We start from the raw sequence: 18243 nt of genomic DNA on the forward strand, positions 1-18243 counted from the left end.
GCCAGTGTCTGAGGAGGATTGGTTCGTCATTGACCAAGCTTTCATTGCTGTTGTGAACTACATGTGAGGCTCGTCATAGCCTAGGTTGATGCGCGTCACATTTCGCGCTTGTGCGCACTGATCGCGTTCTGCTCATATTTCACGTTGTGTGCGTTCTGCTCATTTCGGCTGACGGCGGTTTCGGCGGCGCCGGCAGCTGCGGTGTCAGCGGCGACGGCACTGAGGTAGCTAGGCTGGGGCTATGAATGACACCACTGCCCCTGTGGCCAAGAAGGTTCCCCACGAGCGGACGCACCACGGCCACACCTTCGTCGATGACTACGAATGGATGCGCGACAAGGAGTCCCCGGACGTCATCGCTCATCTCGAAGCCGAGAACGAATGGACGCACGCCCAGACGACCGCCCTCGAACCCCTGCGCGAATCGATCTTCACCGAGATCAAGACCCGCATCAAGGAAACCGATATGTCCGTGCCGACCAGGCGCGGGAACTACTGGTACTTCTCACGGACGAAAGCGGGGCTCGACTACGGGATCAGTGTGCGCGCACCGATTGCCGACGCCGATGACTGGACACCACCCGAGGTCGGCGACGAACCGCTGCCCGGTGAAGAAGTCATCTTCGACTCGAACATCGCCGCCGAAGGACAGGAGTTCTTCTCCCTCGGCAGCTTCTCACTCACCGACGACGGCAGGTACCTGCTCGTCGGCGTCGACAACTCCGGCGACGAGCGTTACACGCTCCGGCTGCGTGACCTGAGCACAGGAGAGGACCTGCCCGACACGGTCGACGGTACCTTCGCCGGCGCCTCGATCGACCCCACTGGACGCTTCGTCTTCTACACCACTGTCGATGACGCCTGGCGGCCGGAAAAGGTCTGGCGCCATTCGGTGGGCACCGACAGCAGCGATGATGTGTGCATCTTCCACGAACCCGACGAGCGCTTCTTCGTCGGCTCGGGATTCTCCCGCTCCGGCAAATACATGTTCGTCGTCACCGGGTCGAAGACCACCACCGGCTTCTGGTCGCTGGAGTCCGAGGACCTTGAGGCAGCACCGCAGGTGGTCTGGCCCCGTATTGATGGGGTCGAATACTCGGTCGAGCACGCGGTCATCGCTGGTGAGGATCGTTTCCTCATCACCCACAACCAGGAGCGCGACGACTTCGACATCATCGACGTTCCCGTCGCCGATCCCGCCGGAACCGCCAGTGAACCTGTTGATGCCGTCGACGAACCTGAGACCATCGCAGATCCGCGCTCCGCCGGCCGTTCGCTCCTTGATGACGTCGAGGGACTGCGCATCGAAGACGTCGACGCCTTCGCGGACTTCATCGTCATCAGCTACCGCCGCGGCGGATTCGCACGAGTCGGCATCGTCGAACTGGAGACTCGAGACCAGGGTGCGGCATCGCCCTACGGACCGTTGCAGGAGCTTCCTTTCTCTCGAGAGACCGGAACCCTGGGCTTTGCCGGCAATCCCGAATTCACACAGACGAGCATCCGACTGCTCTTCACCTCCATGTCCACGCCCGCCGTGATCTATCAGCACAGCGTGGCAGACGGCACTGACACGGTCCTCAAGCGTCAGCCCGTTCTCGGCTCCGTCGACCTCGGCAACTACGACGAATCCCTCGTCTGGGCCAGTGCCGAGGACGGGACTCAGATCCCGATCTCATTGGTCTACCGCACCGACCTCGTCGACACCGAACCCGCACCCATGGTCCTCTACGGATATGGTTCCTACGAGATGAGCATGGACCCGTTCTTCTCCGTGTCCCGGCTCTCCCTGCTCGACCGGGGAGTCGTCTTCGCCATCGCGCACGTGCGCGGCGGTGGTGAGATGGGCCGACACTGGTACGACCAGGGAAAGACCTCGGCGAAGAAGAACACGTTCACGGACTTCATCGCCGCCGGGCGCCACCTTGTGACCGAAGGTTGGACGAGTCCGGAGAAGCTCGTGGCTACCGGGGGATCGGCCGGGGGGCTGCTCATGGGCGCAGTGACGAACATGGCCCCGGATCTGTTCGCCGGGGTCAGCGCACATGTCCCCTTCGTCGATGCGCTGACCTCGATCCTCATGCCCGAACTCCCGCTCACCGTCATCGAGTGGGAGGAATGGGGTGATCCTCTCCACGATGAGCACGTGTACGAGTACATGCGCTCCTACTCGCCTTACGAGAACGTCGCCGAGGTGGATCATCCGAAGATCTTGGCCGTGACCTCGCTCAACGACACCCGAGTCCTCTACGTCGAACCAGCCAAATGGGTGGCTCGCCTGCGCGAGGTCGGTGCCGACGTGCTGCTGAAGACCGAGATGGTCGCCGGGCACGGAGGTGCTTCTGGCCGCTATGACTCGTGGAAGGAAACGGCGTTCGACTTCGCCTGGATACTCGACGTGCTGGGACGAGCCGACGTCGAGATCGACGCCTGACCGCGGCTGCGGCGTCCCCACGGCATCCCCGAGATCGTCAGAACAACATCACCGAGGCGTCACCCCAGCATTCCTGAGGACGTCACGACGGGCACACCTCGGTGAGACACATGGGTGTCGCAAGAGGGGCTGCGGGGGACGTTTGTCGCGGCAGATAACAATACTGGGACGATTGTCTTCAATGCCCTGTTTTGTTCAAGCGTGTCAGTGGCGCCCAATAGAGTGGAACACATCACAGGCGCACCCCGCCTGTCTGCGGAATCAGAATGGTCTGAGCCGCGGTCGGGTGTGGTTCGTCTGCAGTTCCACGGGGGCACCCACCGACGTGTCCGGCCGGGAACAGCACCAGAATTCGTTTCGGTTCCGCGCAGTTGAACCGATTATTCAAAGGGGAGAAGAATGCGTCTCAAGCATCTGGCCACAGCGATTGTGGCAGTGAGTTCGGTTATTGCGGTCTCAGCATGTTCGGGTGGAGACAGCGCCAGCGGTGAGGGCGAAGGCGGCGAGTCGTACTCGATCGGCATCTCCCAGTTGGTTCAGCACCCGGCGCTCGACGCGGCCAGCGAAGGTTTCAAGAAGTCCTTCGAAGATGCCGATGTCACCGTCGAATGGGACGAACAGAATGCCCAGGGCGAACAGGCCAACGCCACCTCCATCGCGCAGACATTCGCCAACAAGGACCTCGACCTCGCCCTCGCGGTGGCCACCCCCGCGGCACAGGCAGCCGCACAGGCAATCACTGACATTCCTGTACTCTTCACCGCCGTCACCGATGCCGAAGAAGCAGGCCTTGTGGCGTCAAATGATGCGCCTGGGGCCAACGTCACCGGCACTTCCGACCTCAACCCGGTCGCCGATCAGCTCCAGCTCGTCAAGGACCTCAAGCCTGATGCGAAGACCGTCGGCATCGTCTACAGCTCCGGCGAAGTCAACTCGCAGGTGCAGGTGGATCTCGCGAAGAAGGCCGCGAAGGACATGGGCATCGAGATCAAGGAAGCCACGATCGCCAACTCCAGTGAACTGGCGCAGGCAGTGAACTCCCTCGGCAAGGTCGACGCCTACTACGTGCCAACCGACAACAACGTCGTCTCCGCCGTCACCACCATGGTCCAGGCAGCGGAGAAGAACAAGGCCCTCCTCGTCGGTTCGGAAGCAGGCCAGGTCGAACAGGGTGCTGCAATCACCCGTGGCATCGACTACACGAAGCTGGGCGAGCAGACCGGCAAAATGGCGCTGCAGATCCTCCAGGACGGCAAGAAGCCGGCCGATATGCCCGTCGAGACCAGCTCCAACCTTGAGCTCGTCGTCAACCCGAAGGCCGCCAAAGCTCAGGGCGTCGAAATTCCCCAGGACATCATCGACGAAGCCGACAACGTCATCAAATGACTCGCCGGCACAGAATCACCCCGTGAGCACGATGGTCGCCGGCAATCCCGTCGGCGACCACGGGCCCCTTCGACACACCACCACATGATCGGAAACACATGTTCGGAGCACTGGAACTCGGGCTCATCTACGCAGCGATGGCGCTCGGGGTCTATCTGACCTTCAAGGTTCTCAACTTCCCCGACCTCACCGTCGACGGAAGCTTCACCACGGGTGGTGCCACCGCAGCATCCCTGATCATCGCCGGGGTCAACCCCTTCCTGGCGACTGTGGCGGCCATCTTCGCAGGATTCATCGCCGGCTATATCACCGGCCTCCTCCACACCAAGGGCGGCATCGACGGTCTGCTCGCCGGCATCCTGACAATGATCGGACTGTGGTCGATCAACCTGAGGATCATGGGCAAGGCGAACCTCCCGCTCCTGCGAGAAGAGACCGTGTTCACTCCGCTGCGGGAGAACATGTGGCTGGGCACCTGGATCTCAATTGGGGTGCTCCTCGTCTTCACCCTGATTCTGAAATTCGCCATCGACTGGTTCCTCACCACCGACCTGGGACTGGCGATCCAGGCCAACGGCAACAACAGGCAGATGATCCGCAGCCTCGGCGTCAACACCGATAACACGACGATGCTGACCCTGGCCCTGTCCAACGGCTTCGTCGCACTCTGCGGAGCCCTCGTAGCCCAATACCAGGGATTCTCCGATATCAGCATGGGCATCGGCCTCATCCTCGTCGGCCTCGCCTCAGTCATCTTGGGCCAGGCAGTGTTCGGCTCCCGCAACATCTTCATGGCCAGCCTCGGCGCACTCATGGGCTCTGTCATCTACCGCCTCATCATCTTCCTGGCGCTGCGCGCCGGCCTCGACACCAACGACATGAAGCTGACCACCGCGCTGCTCGTCGTGGTCGCACTGCTGCTGCCCAGGTGGGGATTCCTCAAGCGAATACCGTCGCTGAGATCACGCGGCAACCGCGCCTCGGCCAAGGCTGCTGTCGGCACGACGGACGATCCCGCCAACGAGCCGGGCGCCCAGGTCCCCGCGGGCACCACCGACGTTCCGGATGGCACCACCGACGCCCCCGCTAGGGCGTCAACGAGCGCTGCCGGACCGACAGCATCGTCGAAGACGAAGGAAGGCTGAGGCACATGCTCAAGATCGACACAATCTCGAAGACCTTCTTCCCCGGCACCGTCAACGAACGCAAAGCACTGCAGACGCTGTCCCTCGAACTCAAAGAATCCGACTTCGTCACCGTGATCGGATCGAACGGGGCAGGAAAGTCGACCCTGCTCAATACGATCTCGGGCCGACTACCCATCGACTCCGGATCGATCACCATCGATGGTGCCGAGGTCTCCCGGATGCCCGAATACAAACGGGCCAAATACCTGGGCCGGGTGTTCCAGGACCCGATGGCAGGCACCGCTCCTGACCTCACGATCGAACAGAACCTGTCCCTGGCGCTCAAACGCGGCAAGTCACGTGGGCTGGGACGAGGAACCACCTCGGCGCGACGCGATCTGTTCAGAGACGAACTCGCCACCTTGGAACTGGGTCTCGAGAACCGCCTCAAGACCAAGGTCGGACTGCTCTCCGGCGGACAGCGCCAGGCTCTGAGCCTGCTCATGGCAGGATTCACCCAGCCTCGCATCCTGCTCCTCGACGAGCACACAGCGGCTCTCGACCCGCAGCGAGCGGCGCTTGTGACGGACCTGACGAAGAAGATCGTGTCGAATGACGGACTGACCACGCTCATGGTCACGCACAACATGGAACAGGCGATCGCTCTGGGCAACCGACTCATCATGATGCATGAAGGCGAGATCATCTACCAGGCCTCGGCCGAGGAGAAGAAGTCGCTGACGGTGAAGACGCTGTTGGGCGAATTCTCCAAGCTCAAGGGAGCAACACTGGGCGATAGGGCACTGCTCAACTGACCGATTCGCATGGGTCGGCCAAGGCTGTGCCGTCCATGCGATCGAGAGCCGGCGTCTCCGGACAAGACGCCGGCAACTGACAGAATTCCTTTGAGAAGCTCACAGGAAGCTGTTAAGGTCCGAAACTATGGCAAAAATCGGGACTTTCGGGGCAGACCACTGTGCTCGACCCCTTTTTGCGACTCGAACTGCTCCACATCCCACAGCCGGCTTCGCCAATGATTCCTGGGACGGTGCGGCGATCGGGTGGTGCGGTTCAGAGCCTTAGACCACGCTGGCAACTTTCGATCATCCGTTTCTTCGACGATTGAGAAAGGGCCATCGCTGCATGTCCGATGACTCCACACCCAGTTCTGAGAATTTCGGCTCAGGCCAGTCCGGAACCACCTCCCACAACACCACCTCCCACAACACCACCTCCCACAACACCACCGCCCATAACACCACCGGAGTCGACGCCGATGCGGCGGCAACGACCGCGCCGACGCTGGGCTCCGACGGTTCGGGCTCTCTGCGCCCCGAGCGCAGGGCCTCACGCGAAAAGCTGAAGGCTGATGCCAAGCGAGTGAGCCGGGAAACCGGCAAGAGCTTGGGCAAACTCGACTACCGTCGTCCCCGGCATCCCAGCGAGGACGAGCCGAATAACACCCAGTACCCGCACAACACCCACCCGATCCTCGTCCCGGGCATCGCCATTGATGAACAGCGTCGCCGCTATTCCCTGGACAAGATCATCTTCGCCGTCGCCGGTACGCTCACGGTCGCGTTCGTCATCTGGGGCATCGTCAACCCCGACAACGTCTCCACGGTCGCGACCTCCGCCTACAACTGGTCGACGATGAATGTCGGGTGGTTCTTCAACCTCGTCGCCATCATCATCCTTGTGGCCCTGCTCATTCTCGCGTTCTCGCCCTATGGAAAGATTCCCTTGGGCAAGGACGGTGAGAAAGCCGAGTTCAGCACCTTCTCGTGGGTGGCGATGCTCTTCGCCGCCGGCATCGGAATCGGTGTCCTCTTCTTCGGCCCATCGGAGCCGCTGACCTACTTCATCAGCCCCCCGCCGATGACGAACGACCCGGAATCCACCGAGGCTCTCCACGGTGCGATGGCCCAGACCTACTATCATTGGGGCTTCCACGCCTGGGCGATGTACGCCCTGGTCGGCGGTGCCATCGCCTACGCTGCCTACCGTCGCGGGCGTTCGCTGCTGCTGTCCTCGATCTTCCAGACCCTGTTCGGCGAACGCCAGACAGATGGCTTCGCCGGCAAACTCGTCGACATCTTCGCGATCGTTGCGACCCTGTTCGGCACGGCCGCGGCACTGGGCATCGCAGCGATGCAGATCGGCACCGGTGTGAGCATCGTGTCCGGAGCGGGACCGATGACGAACAATATGCTCGTTGTCATCATCTGCGTCCTCACCGTCGGGTTCGTCATCTCCGCGGTCTCCGGTGTCTCAAAGGGCATCCGCTACCTCTCAAGCATCAACATCGTCCTCACCGTGGGAATTGTGGCACTCGTGCTCTTCCTCGGCCCGACCCTGTTCCTGCTCAATCTCCTGCCCTCGGCGCTCATGGAATACCTGGGGACGATGTTCGACATGATGGGCAAGTCCCTGTCCTGGGGTGCCGAGACACAGGAGTTCCAGTCCGTGTGGACGGTCTACTACTGGGCTTGGTGGATCTCCTGGTCGCCGTTCGTCGGTACCTTCATCGCCCGCATCTCCCGCGGACGCAGCATCCGCCAGTTCATCCTCGGCACGATCTTCATCCCCTCGACTCTGCTCTTCGTCGCCTACGGAATCATGGGTGGAACGTCGATCTGGATGTACCGCGAGGGAGCTGCCGGGTTCACCGACAGCATGGCGGCTCCCGAGGTGTTCTTCGCCCTCATCGACAATCTGCCCTTCGTCGAATGGCTGCCGTTCGTCGCGATCGTCGTCCTCGCGATCTTCTTCATCACCTCCGCCGACTCGGCGTCCGTGGTCATGGGAATGCTCACCAGTCGCGGCGATCAGGAACCGAAGAAGTGGGTCGTCGTGTTCTGGGGCCTCGTCATGTCCGGGATCGCGGTGGTCATGCTGCTGCTCGGCAATGCCAGTGCATTGCAAGGGCTGCAGCAGCTTGTCATCGTCACGGCCGTGCCGTTTGCGATCATCATGCTCTTCATCATCGTCGCGTGGTTCAAGGAGCTGCGCACCGATCCGCTGGCGCTGCGGCGCAAGTACGCGCAGAATGCCGTGGAAAATGCTGTGGTCTCCGGCGCCGACCGCTTTGGTGACGACTTCGCCTTCCAGGTCGTACAGACCGAACCGGGCGACGGCGCCAACGGCGGTATCGACTCCGAACACGGGGACTATACCGACTGGTACCAGCGCACCGATGAGGACGGCGAACCGGTCGGCTTCGACTACGAGACCGGTGAGTGGGCCGATGGGTGGACCCCTGAGGATGGAGACCCGGAGACCGAAGCCGCCGCGGCGGACTCAGAGGTCGAGGGCCAGCCGGAATCCAGTGTGTCCAAGTGAAGTGTCCGGTGTCGCGGCTGTTCGGGCCGAGGTGCGATACCTCCGGCAATACGAGTCGTGACACATGTATGAGCCGCCGCGCAGGATACCGCGACGGTCGTGGGCACTGAAGCCGCCGCTCGTCCACTCCCACACGTTGCCGGTCGTATTGTGCAGACCGTACCCGTTGGGGGGAAACGAGTCGGCGGGGACGGTGCCCACCGGCTTTGTCGGTCCGTTGGGGAAGGCACCCGTGAAGGTGTTCATTCGGGCTTCGCCGTTCGGCTCACGCACCGAGCTCCACGGGTAGGGCTGCTGCTCGAGGCCACCGCGGGAGGCGAACTCCCACTCGGTCTCGGTCGGCAGTCGGGCACCGACCCACTGCGCGTACGCCTCGGCATCGGTGCGGGAGACGTGGGTGACCGGATGCGTGGCCCACTGTTCGAGAGCCGTCCCGGACACGCCCGTCGTCCCTGGCGCTCCGGTCGAGCCGAGTCCGGCGGGCTGGAACCAGGTGGCGCCGGTGACCTGGCGCCACCAGGGAGTAGCCTGCACAGCAGGGGAGGTCTGACGCAGACCTTCGGCCAACTGGCCAGTGAAGACCAAGGAGTCCCCATGAGTATCGGCATCAGTGCGATGGCCTGTCGCCGCAACGAACGCGGCGAACTCCGCGACGGTCACTGTCGTGGCACCGATCGCGAAGCCGTCGACGCCGACCTCACGGACCGGCCCTTCTCCATCCTCGGGATAGGCCAGCTGATCCTCGCTTCCCATAAGGAACGTGCCGCCGTGCAGACCGATCATCGCCAGGTCTTGCGGGGCCAGAGCAGCGAGCTCGGTCAGCAGCTGCCGATCGGGAGCGGGCACGGTGGTCGATTCCCGGCCCGGCATTCGCACCTCGGCGGGGGATTCTTCTTCCGCAACATCCACCTCGGCGGGCCGCGGGTCGCTCTGGCTCGCTCCGACGGGCGAGTTCCGTGCCGGGCCGCAGCATGAGGCCAATGTCGCCACCTTCAATCCACATCTGAGAATCAGTTCACAAGAATCTACACACCTGCGCAGGTCTTCAACGCAGCTGACTTCGCAGATCATGCTTTCACAAGCAGACCATACGTTTCTGAGAAAGGACGTGACCAGCATATGCAACCGCCGAACATCGTAGTGATCCAGGCCGACCAGATGGCCGCACAGGCGCTGGGGGCCTACGGAGACACCGCCGCACTCACCCCGAACATGGACTCCCTGGCCGCGGACGGAGCGGTCTTCGATCGCGCCTACTGCAACACCCCGCTGTGCTCACCGTCGCGGGCATCGATGATGACCGGGCGGATGCCCTCCGACATCGACTGCCTCGACAACGGCGATGACTTCGCCGCCTCGGTGCCGACCTTCGCTCACCGTCTGCGCAAGCTCGGCTACCACACCGCGCTCATCGGACGGATGCATTTCATCGGCCCCGATCAGCATCACGGCTTCGAAGAGCGCCTGACCACCGACGTCTACCCGGCCGACCTCGACATGGTCCCCGACTGGCAGCGTCCCCTCGATCAGAAACTCCAGTGGTACCACGAGGCTGATCCCGTCTTCACGGCCGGTGCCGCGAAGGCGAACGTCCAGCAGGACTTCGACGATGAGGTGATCTTTCGGACCCTGCGTCACCTCAACTCACGGGTGCGCGCCAACCAAGCTGCCGGTGTGAACCAGCCGTTCCTCATGGTCACCTCGTTCATCCACCCGCACGACCCGTACGAGCCGCCGCGGGAGAACTGGGATAGGTTCGCCGAGGTGGACATCCCGGACCCAGCCCACCCCGAGGTGCCCGACATCGCCGAGGATCCGCACAGCCACCGTCTGCGCACGATGAGCGGGCTCGATAAGCGGGAACCGGGAACCGAGGACATCCGTCGGGCGCGCCGGGCCTACTATGCGGCTGTGAGCTATATCGACGACCACATCGGCAAGGTTCGCCAGCGTCTGCGCGAACTCGACCTTGCCGACAACACGGTTATCATCGTCACCAGCGACCACGGAGACATGCTGGGGGAGAAGGGACTGTGGTACAAGATGTCGCCGTACGAGCAGTCCTCCCGTGTCCCGATCATCATCAACGGCCCCGCCGAGGCGGTCACGCCGGGTCGGTACGCCAACCCCGTCAGCCTCGTCGACCTGATGCCGACCCTGCTGGAGCTGGCAGGATTCTCGGACCCTGATGCGACCGGTCTCTCCCTGTTCGAGTCCGCTCGGCGGGAAGCCGCGGGAGAGAAAGAGCCTGCCGATCGTGATGTCATCATCGAGTACTTCGCCGAAGGCACGTACCGACCCCAGGTCACGCTCATCCGCGGACAGTACAAGCTGACGATCTGCCCAGGAGATCCGGAGCTGCTCTTCGACCTCGAATCAGATCCGGACGAGCTGGTCAACCGTGCCGGTGACGCCGCATATGCGGAGCTCGTGGCCACGATGCGAGCCGAGCTCGACTCGCGTTACGATCTCGACCATCTTGAGGAGCACGTGCTGGGCAGCCAGTCGAGCCGCCAGCTCGTCGCCGATGCGCTCAAGGTCGGCACCATCCGGCACTGGGACTTTGATCCGGAACCAGAGAACGGCTACGTCCGCGGAGACTTCTGGGCTGCGTTCAGGTTCGGGAAGATCCCCGACACCACTGCCTGAGCGGGGGCACCCCGTTGCGCGCACGCCCGCGCCTGAGCCGACGTCCGCGCTCGCGCTGAACCCACCCGTCGGGAGCCGACCCCAGCGTCCAAGGACGATGCTGTGCGGCCTGCTCCCGACAGTGCGGTCTGCTTTCGACGACATCGGACGCGGGTGGCTCGCCTCGGCGGGGATAATTCTCCCGGCATTGGGCGAGTTGTCGGCTGTACTCTCAGGCTCGGGTGGGAGGATCTTGGGTAGGAGGGATGTCATGACCGAATTTGACTGGACATCTGAAGTACCGCTTGCCGCCGAGACAACATTCCTGTGGCATGCACAACCCGGAGCCCTGACGCGACTGTCGCCGCATTGGGCCCAGGAGATAGTTGCAGAGAGCTACCCTCCACTATCACCTGGATCAGTAGCCAAGATGAAAACGAGTCTGCCCGGCAGCTACGGTCTCGTCCGGCGACCATTCAGCTCGGTGCATTCCGAAGGACCCTCCCGGTTCTCGTTCGTCGATGAACTCAAGAAGGGCCCACTGAGCCAGTGGAAGCACACGCACGAGTTCTCCTCGGTCGCCGGAGGGACGAAGATCGACGATCACATCGAGTTCTCGATGGCTCCGGCGGGCTTTGATTCGATCGATCGCAGCCTCATTCACAACCTCGAGGCCACCTTCGAAGCCAGACGCCAGCGCATGCTCATGGACATTGAGTTCCTCGAACACATGAACGCACCGCTGATGACCAGGAAGAAGGGGAAGCGAATCCTCATCGCCGGAGCCAGCGGACTGATCGGGCAGCAGGTCGCCGCCCTGTTCTCGACCGCAGGTCACTTCGTGCGAGTGCTCGTGAGACGCACACCGAAGCTGCCCTACGAAGTGCACTGGAACCCAGACCTGGGAATCATCAACCCACGTGACCTTGCCTGGGCGGACGCGGTCGTCCACCTCGGCGGCAAATCCATCGCCACGAGATTCACGAAGAAGGCGAAGGAGGAGATCCGGTCTTCCCGGATCAATTCGACTTCGCTGCTCGCGGAGACGATGTGCGGCCTCCCCGAGGCGAAGCGCCCGGAGGTCTTCGTGTGCGCCTCTGCGGTGGGAATCTACGGCTCGGAGGCCGAGGTGCCAGTGGACGAATCCGCACCCGCCGGCGACGGTTTCCTGGCCGAGGTGTGCCAAGAGTGGGAAGACGCTGCAGCCCGTGTCGAGGACGCCGGTATTCGTCGGGTCTCGATCCGCACCGGAGTCGTGCTGACCTCTCTGGGCGGATTCCTCAAACTCCAGGCGCCTCTCTTCCTGGCCGGTGCAGGGGGCCGACTGGGAAGCGGCGAGCAGGGTTTGGCCTGGGTCTCTCTCGACGATGTGGCCAGAGCATATGTGCACGCGGTGCTCACCGACTACGTTCGCGGGCCCGTGAATGCGGTGGCTCCGGATATGGTCTCGCAGGCCGAGTTCGCCGAGGCGCTCGCCGCTCACCTGCATCGCCCGGCCCGAGTTCCGACGCCAGGCTTCGTCACCGAACTGGTGCTCGGACGCGACGGAGCCAAGGAGCTGGCTCTGGCCGATCAGAAGGTGCTTCCGGAGAAGCTGGAAGAGACCGGCTACCAGTTCGCCCACCCCACACTGACCGCCTGCCTCGAAGAGGAACTCGGCGGCGGAGCGTGACGTGGGTGAATGGGCTCAGATGGGATCTGAGCTCAGAACCGCTTCGAGGCGATCTGCGCGCCGGCGGTCAGTGACTGCAGCTTCGCGACGGCGATCTCCGGGTGGACGCGTCCACCCAGACCACAGTCGGTCGAAGCGACAACATTGTCGGGACCGACGAGCTTCGCGAAGCGCTCGATGCGATCGGCAACGAGCTCGGGATGCTCAACGACATTCGTGGAGTGAGAGACGATGCCCGGGATGATGTACTTGCCCGCAGGCAGCTTTGTGTCCTCCCAGATCCGCCATTCATGTTCGTGGCGGACGTTGGCGGCCTCGAAGGTGATGCCGGCAGCATTGAGAGTGAGCACCTGATCGACGATCTCTTTGAACGGCAGGTCTGTCACATGTGGTCCGTGCCAGGAGCCCCAGCAGGTGTGGACGCGAACCTGCGCCGGGTCGATGCCGCGCAGGGCGTGGTTGAGTGCATCGATGCGGACCTGGATGAATGAGCGGTAGTCGGCGAAGGACGGTTCCGGGTTGATCTGGTCGAAGTTCTCGGCCAGGGAAGGATCGTCGATCTGGACGGTCAGACCGGCCTTCGTGATGGCGAGGTATTCCTCGCGCAGCACATCGGCCCAGGCCCAGATGAACTCCTCATCGCTTGTGTAGTACTCATTGGCGATGCGGGAGGCCGAGCCGGGCGACAGTGCGTTGATGTACCCGTCGCGCTCGCCGTAGCCGGCGGCCGCGAGACCGGACTTGAGATTGGCGATGTCGCTGGCGACCTGGGCCTGGCCCACGTAGCTGATGGCGCTCGTGGCCTTGGGGAACTGAGGCTGGTCACCGGTGTCCGTGCCGGCATTGGCATCGCCGTAGACGCCGGGAAAGAGGTTGCGGTCGCGGCGGTCGCCGAAGCTGGTCAGGACCGTGTTGCCGGGTTCTGAGCGGACCGCCGGGGCATCCCACTTGTCGACGTCGTCGAGTTCGAGCCCACCGGTGCGGGCGAAAGAGTAGTGCCACCAGGCGCCGTAGTCGAAGTCCGCGGCCATCGAGTGGCCGTACTCCCCGTCATTGGGGATTGAGATGCCCAGATCCTTCTGGCGCTTGACGAGGTCGGTGACGCTGGCGGCGAGGAGTTCGTCGAACTCCTGCGTCTGCTCGTCCGAGACCTCTTCGCCGGCGAGGCGAGCGGTGTTCTGAGTCTGTTTGACCTTGTTGGCCGTGATGAGCTCGGGGGTGCGGGGTAATGATCCTGCGTGTGAGGTGCGGATCGTGGCCATAGGTGACTCCTCTGGTTGTTGCGCCGAATTGTTCTCCTCAGGCAATCACATCAGCGGGCCCGCCCGCGAGAGGATTGTCATGGTGGGACATGTGCAGCCGTTTTCACCTGATGAAAAGAATGCGGTCCTCGCCCTCACACACCTACAGTGATGATATGAGTCAGCAGGCTGGGCCAGGAGGTGCCCCGTACTCGCCGAACTGGTCCGGCGAATCGTCTGCGTGGGCGCCTCCGGTCTCTGTGCCGACACCGGTTGGACCCGGGTGGAGGGCTGGACCCGGGTGGACGGCGCGAATCCTGTTCTGGTCCGCTCTGGCCATCGGCTCCTTGCCGGAACTGGTGATTATGCCGATGCTGATCGACGGGGTGTCACCCGAACTCTTCACCCTGTATCCAATCATGAGGGTCGTGGTTGCGTTCCTCGAACTCATCCTCGGCATCGTCGCGCTGCTCATCGTGAAAGCCAGTCCGATGCCGATGCGACTGTTCGGGATGGGACTGTTCCTCTGCATCAGCATCTACGCATTCGCCCTGCCGCACCTGATGCCGGTCATCGTGAATCGTGTTATCGGCAGCGTCGGCAGCTATGACCTGGCCATAACCATCCAGAGCATCATCTGGACCTTCCACGGCGGCCTCGTGCTGGCCGGAGTGCTCATAGCCTGGAACCTCGCGTGCAACAGAGCCGGGTGGACCCACCTGGTCGCCGCCGGCTATGCGATGCTCACAGGACTCGTCGTGGCCTTCGTCGAATGGGCATTGAACTCGCTCGGTTCCTCATTCACAACGTCGCTGGTCCTCACACAGCTTGTATTGCTGGGAGTGACCTTCGGCGGCCTTGGCCTTCTGCACCTGCTCGGCAGACTATCGAGTGTGGGCCACCAACGCCGAAGGGGCCGCCGGCCTTCGAACGAGCCGTGGACAACCGGCTGATCCGAGGGCTGGTGGCCCCTTCGTTGCTGTGAAACGCTCAGCCGAAGTGCTTCGGCAGCGTCCCCTCATGGGTTTCGCGCAGCTCGTCCAGACCGATCGTGAAGTGATCGACGACCTCGAGGACCGGAGCCTCATCGCCGGTGTCGGTCATGCCGATGCGGATGAACGGGAAGTGCCTGGCGGTGCACATGTCCTTGAATCGGACCTCTTCGGACCTGGGCACGGCCACGATCGTACGGGCCGTGGATTCGGAGAACAGTGCGGTGAACACATCGATGTCGTCGCGTTCGCAGACCTCGTCGAGCCAGATGCGGGCCCCGGTGCCGAAGCGCAGGCAGGATTCGATCAGCGCCTGGGACAGACCGCCCTCGGACAAGTCGTGCGCGGCATCGATCATGCCGTCTCGCGAGGAGTTGATGAGGATCTCACCCAGTTCCTTCTCCGTGCCCGGCTTGTACTGCGGTGGCACTCCGCCGAGGTGGCCGGCAGTCACATCGGCCCACGCCGAACCGTCGAGTTCGGCTGCGGTCGTGCCGAGCAGGTAGATGGTCTGGCCCGGTTCCTTCCAGCCGCTCGGGGTGGCCCTGGTGACGTCATCGAAGACGCCGAGGACACCGACGACCGGGGTCGGGTGGATGGCCACGCCACCGGTCTGGTTGTACAGGGAGACGTTGCCGCCGGTGACGGGAATGCCCATGTCCTGGCACGCCTCGGCGAGGCCCTCGACGGCAGCCGCGAACTGCCACATGATCTCCGGGTCCTCTGGGGAGCCGAAGTTGAGGCAGTCGGTGACTGCGCGGGGGATGGCCCCGGCAGTGGTGACGTTGCGGTAGGCCTCGGCCAGCGCCAGTTGTGCGCCACGGGCCGGGTCGAGGTAGCAGTAGCGACCGTTGGCGTCGGTGGCGATGGCGACGCCGAGCCCGGACTCCTCGTCGACGCGGATGACTCCGGCATCGTCGGGGAACGCCTGGGCGGTGTTGCCCTGCACGTACTTGTCGTACTGCGAGGTGATCCAGTCCTTCGAGGCCAGATTCGGTGCACCGGCGAGCTGCAGCATGGTTGCGCGCAGCGCCTCGTCACCGTCGGGCTTGACCAGGCCAGCGGCTTCCACGGTGTTCGCTGCCACCTCGGCGGTCCAGGAAGGTTCGGTCATCGGACGTTCATAGACGGGGCCGTCGTGGGCGACAGAGCGAGGCGGCACATCGACGATGACGTCGCCGTGCCATTCGATGATGAGGCGTTCGGAGTCGGTGACCTCGCCGAGCACGGATGTCTCGACGTCCCATTTGCCCACAATCGCCAGGAAATCATCCAGGCGTTCAGGCGTGACGACGGCCATCATCCGCTCCTGCGACTCCGACATGAGGATCTCCTCAGGGGTCAGAGTCTCATCGCGCAGCAGCACGTCGTCGAGGGCGATGTGCATGCCACCGTCACCGTTCGAGGCCAGTTCCGAGGTGGCGCAGCTGATGCCGGCGGCTCCGAGGTCCTGGATACCTTCGACCACGCCTGCGTGGAAGAGTTCAAGGCAGCATTCGATGAGGACCTTCTCCGCGAAGGGGTCGCCCACCTGGACGGCCGGGCGCTTCGACGGCTTCGTATCGTCGAAGGATTCCGAGGCGAGGATCGAGGCCCCGCCGATCCCGTCGCCACCGGTGCGGGCGCCGAAGAGGATGACCTTGTTGCCCTTGCCGGACGCATTGGCCAGACGAATGTCCTCGTGCCGCATGACGCCGACAGCGAGGGCGTTGACCAGGGGGTTTCCCTGGTACACGGAGTCGAAGACGGTCTCTCCGCCGATATTGGGCAGGCCGAGTGAGTTGCCGTAGTTGCTGATTCCGGAGACGACTCCGTGGAGCACACGTGAGGTGTCGGGGTGGTCGATGGCACCGAAGCGCAGCTGATCCATCACGGCCACGGGGCGGGCGCCCATCGAGATGATGTCGCGCACGATTCCGCCCACACCGGTGGCTGCACCCTGGTGGGGTTCGACGTAGCTGGGGTGATTGTGGGACTCGACCTTGAAGGTCACAGCCCATCCGTGGCCGATGTCGACGACGCCGGCGTTCTCACCGATGCCCACGAGCAGGTGCTTCTTCATGTCTTCGGTGACCCGGTCACCGAACTTCGACAGGTGGACCTTCGATGACTTGTAGGAGCAGTGTTCTGACCACATGACCGAATACATCGCCAACTCCGCCGAGGTGGGGCGACGTCCCAAGATCTCGCGGATCTGCGCGTATTCGTCGGCCTTGAGGCCGAGGTCGGCATAGGGCTGATCGACGTCGGGATTCGCAGCGGCGAACTCGACGGTCTCCTTGACTTGTCTGGAAGTGGCCTGAGCGGGATCGCTCTGCTGGGATTCGACCTGCGTGGAATTCGCAGAGTTGAGGTTACTCGACATGTCCTCTTAACGGCCCTTTCATACGACACGGCATCACAGTCAATCTTAGCCGTGCTGTGGGTGAGGAGCGGAAGCCGGTCTCATAGGCGGCCGGAACCGCCGATTTCATCGGGCATATTCGGCAATTAGAATATGTGCCATGGCAACTCCCAAGATCGTCTTGTTCTACGTATTCACCCCCTTGGCAGATCCCGAGGCGGTCAAACTGTGGCAGCACACGCTGGCCGACAGCCTCGGGCTCACGGGGCGCGTGATCGTGTCGAAGGACGGCATCAACGCCACCATCGGCGGTGACATCTTCGACGTCAAACAGTATGTGCGGGCGACGCGATCCTACGAGCCATTCAGGAAGGCCGACATCAAATGGTCAAATGGCGAAGGTGACGATTTCCCACGGCTGAGCGTCAAGGTCCGGCCCGAGCTCGTGACCTTCGGCACCGACGATGAGATCACGGTGACCGAGACCGGAGTCGAAGGCGGCGGTGAGCACCTCAAGCCCGGAGCCCTGCACAAACTCCTCGACGAACGCGGCGATGACGTCGTCTTCTTCGACGGACGCAATGCGATGGAGGCCCAGATCGGAAAGTTCCGTGATGCGATCGTGCCCGAAACGGACACCACCAAGGACTTCCTCGCCGAGATCGAATCGGGGAAGTACGACGATCTCAAGGGCAAACCGGTCGTGACCTACTGCACCGGCGGCATCCGCTGCGAGGTCCTGTCCGTGCTGATGAAGAACCGTGGCTTCGAAGAGGTCTACCAGCTTGACGGCGGAATCGTCCGCTACGGCGAGACCTTCGGCAACACGGGGTACTGGGATGGTTCCCTCTATGTCTTCGACAAACGCATGCACGTGGAGTTCGGCGATGGAGCCGAATCGATCGGTCACTGCGTCTCGTGCGAGAAGGCGACCCCGAACTTCGTCAACTGCGCCAACCTGGACTGCCGACTGCAGTATCTGCGCTGTGAGGACTGCACGGAGAAGAATCGTCAGCCCTACTGCCCCGATTGTGTGCACGCAGGGATCCCCGCCGAGGCAGCCGCCGGCTGACCTGC

General features: G+C 63.0%; 12 protein-coding genes. 9 read left to right on the plus strand and 3 right to left on the minus strand.

Features of this window, described 5'->3' with window-relative positions; all coding sequences use genetic code 11:
• The first annotated feature begins 241 nt into the window (after window positions 1-241).
• The 5 genes from AAFP32_RS02430 to AAFP32_RS02450 all read left to right on the plus strand — a co-directional run bounded on the left by AAFP32_RS02430 (window position 242) and on the right by AAFP32_RS02450 (window position 8289).
• Window positions 242-2434: a S9 family peptidase gene (locus AAFP32_RS02430; RefSeq protein ID WP_350270490.1), complete on the plus strand. Its 2193-nt coding sequence runs from the start codon at window positions 242-244 to the stop codon at window positions 2432-2434.
• Between the two features lie 399 nt (window positions 2435-2833).
• Window positions 2834-3820, plus strand: a complete 987-nt coding sequence (locus tag AAFP32_RS02435; RefSeq protein WP_350270491.1) for an ABC transporter substrate-binding protein — start codon at window positions 2834-2836, stop codon at window positions 3818-3820.
• A gap of 98 nt (window positions 3821-3918) precedes the next feature.
• Window positions 3919-4965, plus strand: a complete 1047-nt coding sequence (locus AAFP32_RS02440) for an ABC transporter permease (protein WP_350270492.1) — start codon at window positions 3919-3921, stop codon at window positions 4963-4965.
• 5 nt (window positions 4966-4970) lie between these two features.
• Window positions 4971-5762, plus strand: coding sequence for an ABC transporter ATP-binding protein (locus tag AAFP32_RS02445; protein WP_350270493.1), 792 nt, complete (start codon window positions 4971-4973; stop codon window positions 5760-5762).
• A gap of 328 nt (window positions 5763-6090) precedes the next feature.
• The gene (locus AAFP32_RS02450; RefSeq protein ID WP_350270494.1) at window positions 6091-8289 is read left to right on the plus strand and encodes a BCCT family transporter; all 2199 of its coding nucleotides are present in this window, start codon (window positions 6091-6093) and stop codon (window positions 8287-8289) included.
• Here AAFP32_RS02450 and AAFP32_RS02455 read toward each other — a convergent pair.
• Window positions 8248-9279, minus strand: coding sequence for an SUMF1/EgtB/PvdO family nonheme iron enzyme (locus AAFP32_RS02455; RefSeq protein ID WP_350270495.1), 1032 nt, complete (start codon window positions 9277-9279; stop codon window positions 8248-8250). The two genes, AAFP32_RS02450 and AAFP32_RS02455, sit on opposite strands and share 42 nt — an antisense overlap.
• A gap of 129 nt (window positions 9280-9408) precedes the next feature.
• Here AAFP32_RS02455 and betC point away from each other — a divergent pair, with 129 nt between their 5' ends.
• Both betC and AAFP32_RS02465 read left to right on the plus strand, forming a co-directional pair.
• On the plus strand, window positions 9409-10938 hold the full coding sequence (betC, locus tag AAFP32_RS02460) for a choline-sulfatase (RefSeq protein WP_350270496.1): 1530 nt from the start codon (window positions 9409-9411) through the stop codon (window positions 10936-10938).
• Between the two features lie 409 nt (window positions 10939-11347).
• Window positions 11348-12589, plus strand: a complete 1242-nt coding sequence (locus tag AAFP32_RS02465; protein ID WP_350270497.1) for a TIGR01777 family oxidoreductase — start codon at window positions 11348-11350, stop codon at window positions 12587-12589.
• A gap of 32 nt (window positions 12590-12621) precedes the next feature.
• On the opposite strand, the gene AAFP32_RS02470 is transcribed toward AAFP32_RS02465, so the two are convergent.
• Window positions 12622-13851 (minus strand): cobalamin-independent methionine synthase II family protein, encoded by a 1230-nt coding sequence (locus AAFP32_RS02470; protein ID WP_350270498.1) that lies wholly within the window; start codon window positions 13849-13851, stop codon window positions 12622-12624.
• A gap of 155 nt (window positions 13852-14006) precedes the next feature.
• Between AAFP32_RS02470 and AAFP32_RS02475 the strand changes: the two genes are divergently transcribed.
• A complete protein-coding gene (locus AAFP32_RS02475) occupies window positions 14007-14783 on the plus strand; it encodes a hypothetical protein (protein ID WP_350270499.1) in 777 nt (258 codons plus the stop codon).
• 37 nt (window positions 14784-14820) lie between these two features.
• On the opposite strand, the gene purL is transcribed toward AAFP32_RS02475, so the two are convergent.
• Window positions 14821-17187: a phosphoribosylformylglycinamidine synthase subunit PurL gene (gene purL, locus AAFP32_RS02480; protein WP_350270500.1), complete on the minus strand. Its 2367-nt coding sequence runs from the start codon at window positions 17185-17187 to the stop codon at window positions 14821-14823.
• A gap of 139 nt (window positions 17188-17326) precedes the next feature.
• Here purL and AAFP32_RS02485 point away from each other — a divergent pair, with 139 nt between their 5' ends.
• Window positions 17327-18238 carry a rhodanese-related sulfurtransferase gene (locus AAFP32_RS02485; RefSeq protein WP_350270501.1) on the plus strand — a complete coding sequence of 304 codons (912 nt, stop codon included), beginning with the start codon at window positions 17327-17329 and terminating at the stop codon, window positions 18236-18238.
• The last annotated feature ends 5 nt before the right edge of the window (window positions 18239-18243 follow it).

Origin of the sequence: Brevibacterium sp. CBA3109 (assembly GCF_040256645.1) — a bacterium.
Lineage (GTDB): Bacteria > Actinomycetota > Actinomycetes > Actinomycetales > Brevibacteriaceae > Brevibacterium > Brevibacterium koreense.

Bases quoted from the DNA above. Each gene is read 5' to 3' on its own strand.
- AAFP32_RS02470 (WP_350270498.1), bottom strand. From the start codon at position 13,851: ATGGCCACGATCCGCACCTCACACGCAGGATCATTACCCCGCACCCCC.
- betC (WP_350270496.1), top strand. From the start codon at position 9,409: ATGCAACCGCCGAACATCGTAGTGATCCAGGCCGACCAGATGGCCGCA.
- AAFP32_RS02435 (WP_350270491.1), top strand. From the start codon at position 2,834: ATGCGTCTCAAGCATCTGGCCACAGCGATTGTGGCAGTGAGTTCGGTT.
- AAFP32_RS02430 (WP_350270490.1), top strand. From the start codon at position 242: ATGAATGACACCACTGCCCCTGTGGCCAAGAAGGTTCCCCACGAGCGG.
- AAFP32_RS02475 (WP_350270499.1), top strand. From the start codon at position 14,007: ATGAGTCAGCAGGCTGGGCCAGGAGGTGCCCCGTACTCGCCGAACTGG.
- AAFP32_RS02450 (WP_350270494.1), top strand. From the start codon at position 6,091: ATGTCCGATGACTCCACACCCAGTTCTGAGAATTTCGGCTCAGGCCAG.
- AAFP32_RS02445 (WP_350270493.1), top strand. From the start codon at position 4,971: ATGCTCAAGATCGACACAATCTCGAAGACCTTCTTCCCCGGCACCGTC.
- AAFP32_RS02465 (WP_350270497.1), top strand. From the start codon at position 11,348: ATGAAAACGAGTCTGCCCGGCAGCTACGGTCTCGTCCGGCGACCATTC.
- AAFP32_RS02485 (WP_350270501.1), top strand. From the start codon at position 17,327: ATGGCAACTCCCAAGATCGTCTTGTTCTACGTATTCACCCCCTTGGCA.
- purL (WP_350270500.1), bottom strand. From the start codon at position 17,187: ATGTCGAGTAACCTCAACTCTGCGAATTCCACGCAGGTCGAATCCCAG.
- AAFP32_RS02440 (WP_350270492.1), top strand. From the start codon at position 3,919: ATGTTCGGAGCACTGGAACTCGGGCTCATCTACGCAGCGATGGCGCTC.